Raw genomic sequence first — 14,014 nt, 5'->3', positions numbered from 1 at the left:
CCGACCGACGCCAAAACGCACATACGGACCTGAAAAATCCTATTTACGATGTTTCAAACGCGCATAGGCATCATGTTGATGAATAGACTCTTCATTACGGCATTCAATATCAAAGCCATCTAACCATGTTAGCTCAACTAAGTCCGCAGCTACTAAGCGAATTAAATCTTCAACAAATCTTGGATTCTCATAAGCAGTTTCAGTTACATGCTTTTCATCCGGACGCTTTAAGATCGGATACAACAGTGAACTTGCATTCGCTTCCATTGCATCTAAAATAATATCTTTATAGTCATCAATAATTTCTTCTTCTTTATTAATATACGCTTTAACCGTAATGACACCACGTTGATTATGCGCAGAGTACTCACTAATTTCTTTCGAACAAGGGCAAAGCGTCGTTACCATCGCTTTAATTGTAAGTTCTTTACGTGTCACAGTGTCATCTTCAATCGCCATGCCGTACGTTACATCAGCATGCCCAATCGCTTTCATGTTCGTAACAGGGCTAAGGCGGTTAAAGAACCATTTCGCGCTAACATCAAGTCCTGCGTCACGTTGTTCCATTTTGCTTTGTAGACTTTTCAATAATCGATATAAGGTATGAAACTCAAGTTCAATACCATTATCATAATGTTTTTCTACACTCTCTAGAATACGGCTCATGTTAATGCCTTTTTCATCCTGATTTAAACTCGTTGAAAAGCTAAAGTTTCCAGCAGTTTGAAACTGGTCAACTAGCACGGGATAGACAAGGTTCGTAATACCTACTTCCTCGATTTCAAAAAGAAAGTCCTTATGCGTGCTTTGAAGATCAGTCATTTCAGATTTAGTGGTAGGTTTAGTACCTTTAATAGGATCTACAGAGCCAAAATGTTTCCATCTTCCTTCACGTGTAGATAAATCAAATTCAGTCATGCTTTATGCCCCCACCTATCATTCAAAGTTATATGTCCAGTATGTTTCATATTCAAAGAAACCGCGTGTACCTTCAGTAGACGCTTCATCAAGCTGTTTTAATACTGGTTCAGATTGTGATCTATGTGCTTCGAATGCACGAATTTTACGTTCTTTATAGTCTCTAATATCATTTACAACGTCAGGTTCACCAAGAACATCATAGGCATCGTGGCTAAATGCGACTAGTTGAACTTTCGGCCTTTGTGATGCTTCCATACGGCCAATCGTACGTACAACCGCTTCAGCCGTAGCTTCATGGTCAGGGTGAACAGCATGTCCTGGATAGAAAGAAATAACGAGTGATGGATTTACATCATCAATCAATTGTTGAACCATTGCATCTATTTCCTCTTTAGGTTCAAATTCTACAGTTTTATCACGTAATCCCATTTTACGTAAGTCCGTGATACCAATAACATCCATTGCATCTTCAAGTTCTTTTTCGCGAATTTTAGCTAACGATTCGCGTGTAGCAAAAGGTGGGTTACCTAAGTTACGGCCCATTTGACCGAGCGTTAAACATGCATACGTTACAGGCACACCACTGTCTACATATTTAGCTAAAGTTGCAGCAGATGAGAATGTTTCATCATCTGGATGTGGGAAAATTACGAGTACGTGTCGTTCTAAAGACATGTCATCTTCCTCCTATATTCGAAAAGGCTTTTCGCTGATTTGAAGTGAAGCAGCAAGTTTACCTTCATAATTTAAGCCTGAAATTAAAAATTCATCATCTTCGTTAACCTCAAAGTGAGTAAGACCTTGAACATAAACCCATCCATTGTTGTTTAATTTTAAACCAACACGGTACGGATCATTAAGTCCGCCTTTTAATTCAGCATGCGTAAACGTTACTTCAATATTACGTAAGAACGTTCCCGCATTAAAGACACGATCATCGAAATGACTCGCATAAGAGCCATTCGTTGTTTCAACGTGTAGGTAAACAGGTTTATTTTCATAGGATTCTAATAAAGATTGCACTTTATCTTTGTTAATCGGTTCCAACGCTTTCACTCCTTGCATTGTATATCTTACTATTCTACTAAAAAAAGAGAGGGAAATGTACCTCTCTGCTCAATTTTTAAAAAGCAACGTATCTCATTTATTTGCATTCTTATACATTAGCACGATTAAATCATAACATACTATATATTGGTTGAGATATCCCCCATTATAATGAAAATGAGCGACCTCTTCATTGACTGTAAAAAGCTACATGATATATTAAAGATGAAATTGTCACTGCACTTTGATAAGTACGACTATAACCGACTGAACATGCATCGTTTTTGAAATCGGCGAATGGAGGTATCTTTTTTGAAAATAACAAACCTTGGCACAAGAAGTTATGCTTCATTTTATGTCGCTTGTGAAATATATAAAACCATCTTACACTGCCCAACTTGTAAATTAGGACTTGCCACGGGTGGTACAATGGTAGATATCTACAAGTTTTTAGTAGACCTTTTAAAGAGAAATCAATTAGACGTCTCTCAACTCGAAACATTCAATCTAGATGAATATGTTGGTTTAGACGGCACGCATGAAGCAAGTTATCGTTACTACATGAACGATATTTTATTCAAACAATATGATGGCTTTACAGAATCGCTACTTCATATTCCTAACGGCGTTGCGCCTGATCTTGAACAGGAAGCTCATCGCTATGAACAACTTATAAATGAGAAAGGACCAGTCGATGTCCAAATTTTAGGCATCGGTGAGAACGGTCATATCGGCTTTAACGAACCTGGAACAGACATGCATAGCGTGACGCACATCGTAGATCTCACTGAAAGTACAATCGAAGCAAATAGCCGCTTCTTTGAAACACGTGATGACGTTCCTAAACAGGCGATATCCATGGGCCTTTCTTCTATTTTAAAAGCCAAACGTATAATTCTAGTTGCTTTTGGTGAAAAGAAACAAAAAGCTATCGAAGCACTCATTAAAGGGGACGTTACGAAAGACGTACCTGCAACCATTCTTCATGCACACCCGAACGTAGAAGTTTATGTCGATGACGGAGCCATGCCAGATAAAGAAAAATAAGGAGCAATAACCGTGATATTCTTTTTCGATTTACTAACTTACTATAACCCGTTTACCGTGTGCGATAGACGACATTTAAAGAAACTAGGTAAATCTTTGAAACAACAATCTAAAGTGGGGTACACTTTTATTTCAAAAAATGCGAATTTAAGACAACGAAAGTTTATTACAAGACGTATCAAAAAGTGATATATTGAAACTAAAAAATACGTAGCGCATGTGCTACGTATTTTTTTAATTTTATGAATACGCCATAAGTAAAGCTTTAAAACGTTTAGTGCTTGGATAATAACTACTTCCATCCATCTACTCAAACCCTATAAAGGCATATCGGCGTCTACCATCTTTCATCTTACCTTCCGCATCCATAAATGAGTAATTTAATAGTTTGTAACGCTTTCGGTCTAAAATACGCTTACCCATAAACGTTTTCATCGGCTTAACGCCAACTTTAAAATTAAACTTATATTTCGTTTTACCGTCTTCATTAATCTCCTTAATATAGGGTTGTTTACGTTTCTTGTTCACTTTATATACAGCAACAATAATCCCATTATGCGGGTGAACGGCGAGTATATAGTCGATCTTTTTAGCACGTGATTCACTGGTTTCAATCTGACATAGTACATGATTTTGTATACGGCTCGACAAAGGGTTCTTTAAGTGGTGCAATTTTATTTCTTCGCCTGGTTCGACTTTGACCACGAGAACATTATAAATAATATCTCGTGCTTCTAAAGTTTCGTGTTTCATCGTTAGTTGAAGGTCAGCACCGATACCGTAGAAATGATTGTAGCTCGAAGGTACCACATTGCCGTGATGATTCGCGTTGATGCTAAAGAACTTCGTACTCACGTGTGATCTAAGTTCACTAGGCGATATCATTTGATGATGGTTCATAAATGCCTGTTGAATCTTGCTTGCTTCACGTTCTGTTAAATCATTCATAATGATACTTTTCGACAGTTTTAAATGACCTTTCTCTCGAATATCGATTAACTTATTTTGAAGCTTAACACCATAGGCACCAAGCATTTCGCGATGACCATCAAAATCGCTATAATAAAGAGATTGATTCGAATATCCAATATGTAATAAATCATGACGGTCTAAATCATATAGCGCATAAACATAGTACCTACTTAACTCAAGCTTGTCATAATCGATAAGTAGGTCGGTTTTATCATCAATTTCATATTTATGAATCGTTGGTAATACAAGATGTTTCTCTAGATCTCTATGATAATCGTCTACAAAACGACGTTCATAAAGCGACCGGAATTCATCTACAAACCTGAATCCTGTTTTAGATATACGCATCACGTTTTGGCCTTTGATGTGATCGACGAGACCGTATTGTAATAAGATGCGCAGTATTTTAGTGATTTGACCATCGAGTATCAAACTATCTTCAAGAATGCGATTTCTGTAGACCTCTTGCTTAAATTTCATTTCAAAGAATTGAGCTGTGTTGATAAGTTTCGTATCACTGATTCGTATCGCAACCTTATCAGGCGACATTTCGTAAAGTACTCTCAGTAAGAAATAATGCTCATAGTTAAAATTATCTTTATTATGATTATCTAGAAATACACGGATTTCTTGCATTAAATATTCAACGCTATCAAAGGACGTATAGAAAAAGGACTTAATTGGTTTATAAAAGATTTTATTGCGATGATCACTAATACGAAAGGTGATAAAACGTGCTTTTTCGCGTTCCATAATCGTGATGTAGAACGACTGTCTTTTCTTCGAACGGTCCACAGTTATTAAAGTCTCGTCATTCTTAAGATGCTGCTTCATCTCATCTTCTAAAATGTTCAAGAAACGATCTGATTTCGTATTAATTTCCTGCTTTTCATAATACATACCATCACCCTCAACATGCTTTGATATACTATAATGTTATCATATATGCGACATAATTTTGTGATATCAAATAATCGCTAAAATTCAAAAGGGTTCCGTCTAATGAACGTCTAAATTAATGCAATCACACGTTCTTGCACGCAATTACCACTTTACACGCTTTATCCATTTTATTCGCATACTATTTGGGTCTATAATAGACACATTAGTAGAAATTTACGCGTATGGAGGATTAAATTGGGATTACTTACCACTTACTTAAACCACGTCCAATCACAACCGAATAAATGCGCGCTCTTAATAGACGACAAACGTATTAGCTATCGTCAGCTTCATGACGACGTTCTTAAAGTGTTTGAATCACTTCCTCTCTTTGAAAAGGGAAGTCGTATAGGCATCGCCATACATCAACCGGAACGCTTTACCGTATGGTATCTCGCGGTGCTTTTCAAGGGTGGGGTTCCATGTGTTTGTGACGCAATGTGGAAGGCTTCTCGGTTAGAAGACGTTCAAGAAGCATACGGTTTTGCCTATTTAGTGAATCAACACGAAGATATAGTCGCTTGCAAGAATGCTTATACAAAGCATCAACCTGACACCTTACATATCGGCTTTACGTCAGGCACGACAGGCACACCTAAGGCATATGTGCGTTCTCTGGCGTCATGGATTGCTTCATTTAAGGAAAATGACAAACTTTTTGATGACGCACCAGACGTCCTTATCGCGCCAGGACCTCATGCTCACTCGTTAACTTTATATGCGATTGTGTACGCGCTATATAAAGGACTCACTTTTATAGGCCAAACGCAATTTAATGCATCGTTACTCTCAGAAACCGTTCAACTAGTAGACGGGAAGAAGGCCGCTTTCTTAGTGCCAACCATGATTCTATCGATTGTCGCGCAACGTCCAATGCCCGATATTGAAACGCTATTATCATCAGGCGCTAAATTACCACCTTCGTTGTTCGAACGCATTCAACATGAGCGACCTCATACACGCGTGATTGAATTCTTTGGTACCTCTGAAGCAAGTTTCATCAGTTACAATGCGAACCAAGCGGCACCAAGCCATTCCGTGGGGCAATTATTTTCAAATGTTGAGGCACATTTAGACAACCCTGATTCAGATGGTGTGGGACGCCTCCTAGTGAAAGGCCCTATGACGTTTAGTGGCTATCTGAACCAAACTGACGACGATGAGTGGATTGAAACGGGCGATTACGCGTCCATCGACGACCATCAATACCTCTATTTACACGGTCGTTTAAGTGACAGAATGAATATTGGTGGTAAGAATGTTTACCCTGAAGAAATCGAACGTTATGTATTGCAACATGATCACATTCAAGAGGTAGTGTGTTTCAGCATTCCGCACCGTTCGCTAGGTGAAATCATTATTTTACTCTTTACTTCCAATTCAAAAGTCACGCCTCTAGAAATACGTGAGTATTGTAAGAAAGGCTTAGAGCGTTATAAAAGGCCTTTTAAAGTAAAGGAAGTTCAAAACTTAACGCATACGCATAGTGGTAAGATCGCGCGTCACATGCTACGTGCGCAGTATTTGGAAGGAGCGTTAGAATGAATCAACCGATAATTGTCTATGCAAAACGTACGCCGATAGGTAAGTATGGTGGCATGTTAAGCCATATTGAACCGGAATATCTTGTTAAAGCACTGATTGAAGATTTACGTGATACGCATCCAACTGTGGTTGATGAAGTTAATGACGTCATCCTCGGTAACGTGGTTGGAAATGGTGGTAACATTGCGCGGAAGGCCTTACTTGAAGCAGGGTTAAGTGAGACGATTCCTGGCATGACAATCGATCGTCAGTGCGGTTCTGGGCTAGAAGCGATTCATACCGCATGTCGTATGATTCAAGCGGGTGCAGGTGATATGTATATTGCGGGTGGTGTCGAAAGTACGAGTCGTGCACCGTGGAAGATTAAACGACCTCAATCTGTTTATGAAACAGCGATGCCTGAAATATTTGAACGTGCGGCCTTTGCGCCAGACGGCATGGATCCATCGATGATTGAAGCGGCTGAAAATGTCGCAAAGCAGTATGGTATCTGTCGTGAAGACCAAGACCAATTTGCTTATGATAGTCATCAGAAGACATTGAAAGCGGTCGAGGCAGGGTTCTTTGAGCGTGAAATCGTACCACTACGTATCAAAGGTACAATTGTTACACACGATGAAAGTGTGAAGCCGCGATTAACGATGCGTATACTGTCACGGTTCAAACCTTTACTTGCAGGCGGCACTGTTACGGTAGGTAATAGTTGCATGAAGAATGATGGTGCTGGGATTGTTCTTGTAATGCGTGCAGACAAGGCACGTGACTTAGGTATTAAAGAGGGATTACAATTTATAAATGCTAGTGTGAAAGGCGTAGACCCAACGCTACTAGGTATTGGTCCCATTCCAGCAGTAAAAGACCTCCTTAAGAAGGAAGGGCTTGAGATAGAAGATATTGACGCTGTTGAATTTAACGAAGCCTTTAGTTCACAAGTGCTCGCATCTACACGTGCGCTCAATATACCTATGGAAAGGCTTAATCAATACGGGGGTGCGCTCGCGACGGGGCATCCGTATGGTGCGAGTGGTGCGTTACTTGTATGTCGTTTATTTCACATGGCACATTGTCGCTTTGGGCTCGCGACTTTAGGAATTGGAGGCGGTATTGGTCATGCGACATTATTTAGAAGATGGAAAAGTTGAAGTGATTGAAGGGGCCTTTTCAAAAGAGGAAGTTGAAGCATACACGTCCATCTTTGGATTAGATGATCGAGACGGGGTATCACCGTTGTATCTCGCAAGCGTCTGGCCGAAGTTTAAAATGTTTCAACCATTTCATCGAGCTGAAATCCTACTTCTAAAGACGTCAGTCTCGGTCCATGATATATTAGAGGTGCACACATCGTATCGATTCCAATTAACGCACATTAGGACGAAGGTATTGAGAGGTAGCATCTACTACACATTTAAGCTTTCAGTATTTAAGCAATTAACGCTCATCGTTGAAGTCACTCAAACGTTCGTTCAATCGGAGGTGTCTCATGAAATTTTCAGCTGAGGATGTTCAAAGATATCTGAAATGTGTTCATGATGCGAATCCGATTCATCACTCAATTGTACCGGGGCAGTTAATCGTTCAATATATTATTAAGGATTGTCATGATTATTACGAGGTTAAGTACTTACGTCCAGTTGGTGTGAATGAAGACATTCGTGTGGTAAGTCATGATAGTGGGTATGTTTGTCAGAATGCATTTGGGGAAGATGTGATTCGTATCGTCATTAAATAAAGGGGGGAATCTTGAATGTCTAAGACCGTTAAGGATTGGTTAATCGCAATTGTAATCGGCGTAATCATCGCTTTCTTGTTGAATTATTTCGTAATGAAAAAGTACACAGTACAAGGCGATTCAATGGATCCAACCTTTAAAAATGGCGAACAATTAATCATCAATCAATTATCCGTTACCTTTAATCGCGTAGACCGTGGAGATGTTATCGTCTTTCATGCTGATCGTGATCATGATTATATTAAAAGATTAATTGGTAAACCGGGAGATACCGTCTCTTATAAGAACGATCAACTTTACATAAATGGTAAAAAGATACAAGAACCTTATTTAGAGGAGAATAAAAAACATAAGTATACTGATACACTTACAGAAGACTTTACGGTCGAAGATATTAAAGGTGCCAAACAAGGTCAGAAAGAAATACCTAAAGGTAAGTATCTTGTACTAGGAGATAACCGTGCAATCAGTAAGGATAGTCGTGGTCAACACGGAATTGGCTTTGTGTCAAAGGACCAAGTAGTAGGCACAGCGCTAATAAGATTCTATCCGCTTGATCGGTTTGATATAGGCTTTGGCTCTAAGGATTTCGAGAAGGTTAATTAAGGGAAAGCAATGGGGCAACTTAAATATATAAAACGAATATTAAATTGCGCTATAATATATATGTAAAAACGCCGCATGCTGGTATACGTGACGCTTTATAAGCCCGTTTTTGACGGTGGCTTAGGTTATCAATTAACTATCTTTAGCCAAAGTGATTTGCACCCCTAAAGTTGAATTCTACGTTCAACCTTAGGGGTGCATTTCATTGTATAAGTTAGTTATTATTTTTAAATATCCTTTTCACATCGGTGCGCCTCATCATCGGGTTCAGCATGTACATACAATGATACAATCCCTTGTTCATTCATATGACATTCCACGTTATCACAAATACGGTGCGCTTCAGTAATCGTCATATTAGGATCGACCGTAATAACCACATCTAAGAAGACGTTACTACCATGATAGCGTCCTTTAACACTCGGTACAGAGCAAACGCCCTCAACAGAAAGTACTTCATGCTTATATTCATCTAAATCCTTCTCATTAAATCCATCACTTAACGTGAATATCGCGACTCTAAAAATACCATAGCCAGTATACATAATTAATAACCCTAAGATACAGGCAAGAATGGTATCGACAATAGGTAGGCCAAATTGTGTAAAGATAAGTCCTACAGCAGTACCAATACTCACAAGTCCGTCTGATAAGTTGTCTTTAGCTGCTGATGACAGCGAACTACTTTTGGTCTTTTCAGCAAGTTGACGATTATAAAGGTAAATACCAATCATCACTAAACCGCTCGCTAAACTGACGTAAATCGTTAAAGGATTCGGTGTTTCATATTTCTTAGCAAAGACGTTAGCACCATTCGTGATGAGGACTTCAAGACCTACGAACATAATAATAAAAGAAACGAGTAACGCCGAGATGTTCTCGCTTTTTAAATGACCATATGGATGGTTACTATCAGGGGGCTTAATCGAAATCTTTAAACCTACGAGCACAGCAATTGAAACGAGGATGTCAGTAATATTATTAAAGCTATCTGCACGTATGGCAGCGGAACTATAGATGTACCCTACAATATATTTAATAATTGAAAGTATGATGTAAACGACTAAACTTAAGTAAGCGCCTTTTTGCGCCTCTTGTAGGTTATGTTTCGCGTGCATGATAGACACCCCTAACGACTTGATTGAATCAATATTATCTCTATAAATGTCACCGAATTCAACTATTTAACTTAACACTATAATGCTAACATATAAATATTTGTAAAGTATGTATAAGCAGACACATCATGCATGTTTTCCACTTTTTTGAAAAGCCCTTTAAATAAGATACGCTTCAGCGGGTTTAAAAGGACTTTTCCACGAAAAAAAGACCCCTCAATTACGCAATATCCATTGAGAGGGGCCTTTTATTATAAGTATTATTTGGAACAGTTACATGGGTGAAAAGTTAGGGGTAGCTACGTCTTGTGTAGCTACTTTGTATTATAGAGAATTTTTAAAAAATTTACATGCGTCTTTCGTCCCATATTTATATCAGGCTTTAATATGATACGATTTAGAAAACTTAAATTTGCGAAATAGACCTTAATTCTTATAAAATATAATGATGAATAGTATATATTTCAATTACGTTTATTTAGAATCGAGGAACGACAATGAGAAGTGAAAAAGTTTGTTGGCGAGATTTGTGGATCGTGCCACTTTATTTTGTATTAAGTTTCTTACTCCCATTTATATTTGCAATCATTTACACGCTTACGCATCCAGTAGACATCAACCATATTGAACAAGAAATCCCTGAGTCACTATTTATTTATAGTTCTTTAATAAGTTTAGCGTTAGTATTACTTACATACTATCTCATGCATATTAAAGGGTTCTTTACGCGTTCAATTAATGGGATTAAATCCGTTAAGCACTTTGTGCTACTAATCATTATCGGGTACCTTGGCATAATGGCATACAACATGTTCTCAGGGTGGTTTATGGAACTTATGCCTGAACACTTACAAGTTAAAGATTCGCTCAACCAACAATTAATAGAACAATCCTTTGAAGAACGATCTTTATGGCCCGCACTTTTTGTTGATATCGTACTCTTAGCGCCGATCATTGAAGAATTAATCTTCAGACACGTACTGATTGGCGAGCTAGGTAAAAAACTTAACTTTAAAGTCATGAGCGTCGTCTCAGTAATTGGATTTACGGCATTACACGTTATCGGAGGCACGTCGCCTTTAGAATTCATCTTTTACATAGGGATGGCTGCGATTATCGTGTATGTATACAATAAATCAGGCCGTAACCTTGCGATATCCATCGCGTTACACATGTTAAATAACTTTATCTCATATATCATCATTATATTTGAGCAATTGTTAAGTTAATCTCATTAGAAAAAGCCCATTAACCGACGTAAAGCGGTTAGTGGGCTCATTTTTTAAATGAAATGATTAAATTTCAGTAACTTCAACTTCGATTTTTTCAACACGGTTTGAAGCGCCGTGGTCTACAGGACCTACGAAATCATTCATCTTCCAACCATTCTTAATTGCAGAAGCAACAAAGGCTTTTGCATTAATGACAGCGTCTTTAGGTGATTCGCCATTTGCAAGGTTCGCTGTCGTAGCAGCAGCAAACGTACAACCTGCACCGTGGTTATAACTTTGTTGGAACATATCCGTTGTTAATTGATAGAACGTTTCACCATCATAATATAAATCATAAGACTTATCTTGGTCTAATGCTTTACCACCTTTAATCACAACGTGTTTCGCACCTTGTTCATGAATGACTTTAGCCGCTTCTTTCATATCGTCTAAAGATTTCAACGTACCTAAATTAGATAGTTGACCTGCTTCAAATAAGTTAGGTGTTACAACTGTTGCTTTAGGTAGTAAATGGTTAATCATTGCTTCAGTATTTCCTGGATTTAATACTTCGTCTTCGCCTTTACAAACCATTACCGGGTCTACAACGAAGTATTTAGCGCCTGATTCTTCAAAGGCTTCACCAGCACGTTTAATAATTTCTTCAGTACCAAGCATACCTGTTTTTATAGCATCTGGACCGATAGATACCGCAGTTTCGATTTGGCGTTCAATTGTTTCGAATGGAATTGGTGTAACGTGGTGAGACCATGTTTCCTTATCCATTGTAACGATACCGCAAAGTACGACCATGCCGTACGTGTTTAATTCTTGGAATGTTTTTAAATCTGCTTGCATACCAGCGCCAGCACTAGTGTCAGAACCAGCGATTGTTAATACTTTATTTAATGCCATGTTTATTACGCTCCTTTTTAAGGTTTCATATTTAAGGACTTAAGATAAATTACGATATAGTTAATATAATTTCAGATGAATGATGCAATTTCTGTTACAGCATGCTTTCCTGGGGCGTGGCTGGAGCCTGTAGTCTCCAGACTCACGCTACTCCCCTAGGAGTCAGCTGTATGGAAATCGCATCAATACCTTTAAGGTATTATTTAAATATGAGTTCTTATGAGCTAACTTTTAAAATAGACCATAACTCTATCAAGTTCTTAAATTCTTAAACGTATCTTACATCTATAATATCACGTGGTCGATCTATTCTGAAATAAGAAGTTTAAGAAAGCGATATAGGGTATTTGTTATAGTATTACGAATTTATAGGGTGGTGCTACGATGGAAATTAGAAAGCCTACTAACGACGAGATGGAACGACTCTACCAGGCAATGCCGGAAGCTTACTTTGAGTCCGTTACCGTTGATGTTTCAATCTCTAACGAACAAATTATTAATAATGCGCGAAAGGGTCATGACGATACGACCGTATACTTAACCCTTTTTGATGGTTCTGAGATTCTAGGATGGGTCATGATTGGTGATCAACAAGAGAACTATACCAATTCTAAATTTGGCTATATCTATGAGATTTTCATTTTCAAGGGGTATCGTGGGAAAGGCTATGCGCGTAAACTGATGGAGCGTGCGATTCACGACTTGAAGGCTCGCGGTCACCAGGAAATTCGTTTGAATGTCTATGCGGGGAACGAAGCACGAAAGTTGTATGAAGCGTTCGGTTTCAAGGATCGTCAAATCATCATGAGCTTAGATTGTTAAACCTCTGACTTGCCTTATCTTCCCCCACTTTGAAAAGCCATTTCGAACCTCTGATAACAATGATATTACCAAGGAAATGAATGTGTTAAAATAGCGATTGAGGTGAAACGAATGGAATGGTCGACAATATTTCATGAAATTACGACAAAGCATGACTTCAAGGCCATGCATGACTTTTTAGAAAAGGAATACACAACACAAACGGTTTACCCAGACCGAGATAATATTTATCAAGCATTTGATTTAACGCCGTTTCAAGATTTAAAAGTGGTGATATTAGGTCAAGATCCTTATCATGGACCGAATCAAGCACACGGACTAGCATTCTCGGTGCAACCAAATGCGAAATTTCCGCCATCATTACGCAACATGTACAAAGAGCTTGAAGATGACATTGGTTGTAAACGCACAACGCCACATCTCCAAGACTGGGCGCGAGAAGGCGTATTATTATTAAACACAGTGTTAACCGTGCGACAAGGCGAGGCGCACTCGCACCGTAATATTGGATGGGAAACCTTCACAGATGAGATTATTCGAGCGATTTCAGAGTATAAATCTCATGTCGTATTTATCCTTTGGGGGAAACCTGCGCAATCTAAAATTAAACTTATCGATACGAATAAACACCACATCATTAAATCAGTACACCCAAGCCCGTTATCTGCTTACCGAGGCTTCTTTGGTTCTAAACCCTACTCTAAGGCTAACGATTATTTAGCGTCTCAAGGTTTAGAAACGATTTCTTGGTGTGAAAAGTGAGGTCTTATTTATGATTCAAAAGGAACGCATTATTGAACAAATTGAACATGAACTTGTTCAAGCTGAAGCAACGGATTCGAATCAAGCATTTGAAAAACATATGTATACCATTCATACATTGACTGAGCTAGTAGTTGGACAAACGGCGTCTCAGCAGCCCGTTCAAAATTCTAATCCTAAACAATCGGTTACAACATCGAGTCAATCAACTACGTCGTCAAGTAAAGACAGTATTAGTGATCAAGAACTTAAGATGATGGGTGGAAAGGTGAAACAACCATCCTCAGACAGTACTTCAATGAACAACAATATGGTTACAGATGATAACATTGGTAATGGAGATTCGATATTTGATTTTTAATGAAGAAAGAAGGTCA

At 38.5% G+C, this 14,014-nt stretch carries 16 protein-coding genes; 10 read left to right on the top strand and 6 right to left on the bottom strand.

Translation table 11 applies throughout. The annotated features are described in order from the left end of the window. Positions 1 to 39 precede the first annotated feature (39 nt). Genes folE2 through ACF3N8_RS01020 form a run of 3 tightly spaced genes read right to left on the bottom strand, consistent with a single transcriptional unit; the run spans position 40 to position 1,986 of the window. The gene (folE2, locus tag ACF3N8_RS01030) at positions 40 to 918 is read right to left on the bottom strand and encodes a GTP cyclohydrolase FolE2 (RefSeq protein ID WP_009383869.1); all 879 of its coding nucleotides are present in this window, start codon (positions 916 to 918) and stop codon (positions 40 to 42) included. An 18-nt stretch (positions 919 to 936) separates the two neighbouring features. Continuing rightward, complete coding sequence (gene bshB2, locus ACF3N8_RS01025; protein ID WP_009383870.1) at positions 937 to 1,596, bottom strand: bacillithiol biosynthesis deacetylase BshB2; 660 nt, start codon at positions 1,594 to 1,596, stop codon at positions 937 to 939. A 12-nt stretch (positions 1,597 to 1,608) separates the two neighbouring features. Further along, on the bottom strand, positions 1,609 to 1,986 hold the full coding sequence (locus ACF3N8_RS01020; RefSeq protein WP_392450078.1) for a YojF family protein: 378 nt from the start codon (positions 1,984 to 1,986) through the stop codon (positions 1,609 to 1,611). Between the two features lie 294 nt (positions 1,987 to 2,280). On the opposite strand from ACF3N8_RS01020, the gene nagB reads away from it, so the two are divergent. Continuing rightward, on the top strand, positions 2,281 to 3,015 hold the full coding sequence (gene nagB, locus ACF3N8_RS01015; RefSeq protein WP_009383872.1) for a glucosamine-6-phosphate deaminase: 735 nt from the start codon (positions 2,281 to 2,283) through the stop codon (positions 3,013 to 3,015). A gap of 306 nt (positions 3,016 to 3,321) precedes the next feature. On the opposite strand, the gene ACF3N8_RS01010 is transcribed toward nagB, so the two are convergent. Continuing rightward, on the bottom strand, positions 3,322 to 4,887 hold the full coding sequence (locus tag ACF3N8_RS01010; protein WP_017176812.1) for a hypothetical protein: 1,566 nt from the start codon (positions 4,885 to 4,887) through the stop codon (positions 3,322 to 3,324). A gap of 237 nt (positions 4,888 to 5,124) precedes the next feature. Between ACF3N8_RS01010 and ACF3N8_RS01005 the strand changes: the two genes are divergently transcribed. From ACF3N8_RS01005 to lepB, 5 genes are read left to right on the top strand one after another with little or no spacing between them, the layout of a single operon-like run. After that, complete coding sequence (locus ACF3N8_RS01005) at positions 5,125 to 6,474, top strand: AMP-binding protein (protein WP_238101923.1); 1,350 nt, start codon at positions 5,125 to 5,127, stop codon at positions 6,472 to 6,474. After that, positions 6,471 to 7,616: a thiolase family protein gene (locus ACF3N8_RS01000; protein WP_238093906.1), complete on the top strand. Its 1,146-nt coding sequence runs from the start codon at positions 6,471 to 6,473 to the stop codon at positions 7,614 to 7,616. Before ACF3N8_RS01005 ends, ACF3N8_RS01000 begins: the two co-directional genes overlap by 4 nt. Then, entirely contained in the window at positions 7,585 to 7,971 is a 387-nt protein-coding gene (locus ACF3N8_RS00995; RefSeq protein WP_238101924.1) for a hypothetical protein, read from the top strand. Before ACF3N8_RS01000 ends, ACF3N8_RS00995 begins: the two co-directional genes overlap by 32 nt. Further along, positions 7,955 to 8,203 (top strand): hypothetical protein, encoded by a 249-nt coding sequence (locus ACF3N8_RS00990; protein ID WP_009383877.1) that lies wholly within the window; start codon positions 7,955 to 7,957, stop codon positions 8,201 to 8,203. The genes ACF3N8_RS00995 and ACF3N8_RS00990 overlap by 17 nt, the downstream gene beginning before the upstream one ends. A 15-nt stretch (positions 8,204 to 8,218) precedes the next feature. Next, a complete protein-coding gene (lepB, locus tag ACF3N8_RS00985) occupies positions 8,219 to 8,809 on the top strand; it encodes a signal peptidase I (RefSeq protein ID WP_238093905.1) in 591 nt (196 codons plus the stop codon). 227 nt (positions 8,810 to 9,036) lie between these two features. Here the strand turns inward: lepB and ACF3N8_RS00980 are convergent, their stop codons facing one another. Continuing rightward, complete coding sequence (locus ACF3N8_RS00980) at positions 9,037 to 9,927, bottom strand: cation diffusion facilitator family transporter (protein ID WP_392450074.1); 891 nt, start codon at positions 9,925 to 9,927, stop codon at positions 9,037 to 9,039. Positions 9,928 to 10,424: 497 nt separating this feature from the next. Between ACF3N8_RS00980 and ACF3N8_RS00975 the strand changes: the two genes are divergently transcribed. Further along, positions 10,425 to 11,156, top strand: a complete 732-nt coding sequence (locus ACF3N8_RS00975) for a CPBP family intramembrane glutamic endopeptidase (RefSeq protein ID WP_009383880.1) — start codon at positions 10,425 to 10,427, stop codon at positions 11,154 to 11,156. Between the two features lie 66 nt (positions 11,157 to 11,222). Here ACF3N8_RS00975 and thiD read toward each other — a convergent pair whose 3' ends face one another. Further along, entirely contained in the window at positions 11,223 to 12,053 is an 831-nt protein-coding gene (gene thiD / locus ACF3N8_RS00970; protein ID WP_009383881.1) for a bifunctional hydroxymethylpyrimidine kinase/phosphomethylpyrimidine kinase, read from the bottom strand. A 384-nt stretch (positions 12,054 to 12,437) separates the two neighbouring features. On the opposite strand from thiD, the gene ACF3N8_RS00965 reads away from it, so the two are divergent. The 3 genes from ACF3N8_RS00965 to ACF3N8_RS00955 all read left to right on the top strand — a co-directional run bounded on the left by ACF3N8_RS00965 (position 12,438) and on the right by ACF3N8_RS00955 (position 13,998). Then, positions 12,438 to 12,875: a GNAT family N-acetyltransferase gene (locus ACF3N8_RS00965; protein ID WP_009383882.1), complete on the top strand. Its 438-nt coding sequence runs from the start codon at positions 12,438 to 12,440 to the stop codon at positions 12,873 to 12,875. 111 nt (positions 12,876 to 12,986) lie between these two features. Next, positions 12,987 to 13,637: a uracil-DNA glycosylase gene (locus ACF3N8_RS00960; protein ID WP_009383883.1), complete on the top strand. Its 651-nt coding sequence runs from the start codon at positions 12,987 to 12,989 to the stop codon at positions 13,635 to 13,637. A gap of 10 nt (positions 13,638 to 13,647) precedes the next feature. Further along, a complete protein-coding gene (locus tag ACF3N8_RS00955; protein ID WP_017176814.1) occupies positions 13,648 to 13,998 on the top strand; it encodes a DUF5327 family protein in 351 nt (116 codons plus the stop codon). Positions 13,999 to 14,014 lie beyond the last annotated feature (16 nt).

This window comes from Staphylococcus massiliensis (genome assembly GCF_043186315.1).
In the GTDB taxonomy this organism is placed as follows: Bacteria; Bacillota; Bacilli; order Staphylococcales; family Staphylococcaceae; genus Staphylococcus; species Staphylococcus massiliensis.
Note: the sequence above shows the minus strand (reverse complement) of the source record. Positions and strands in the feature narration are given on the sequence as shown.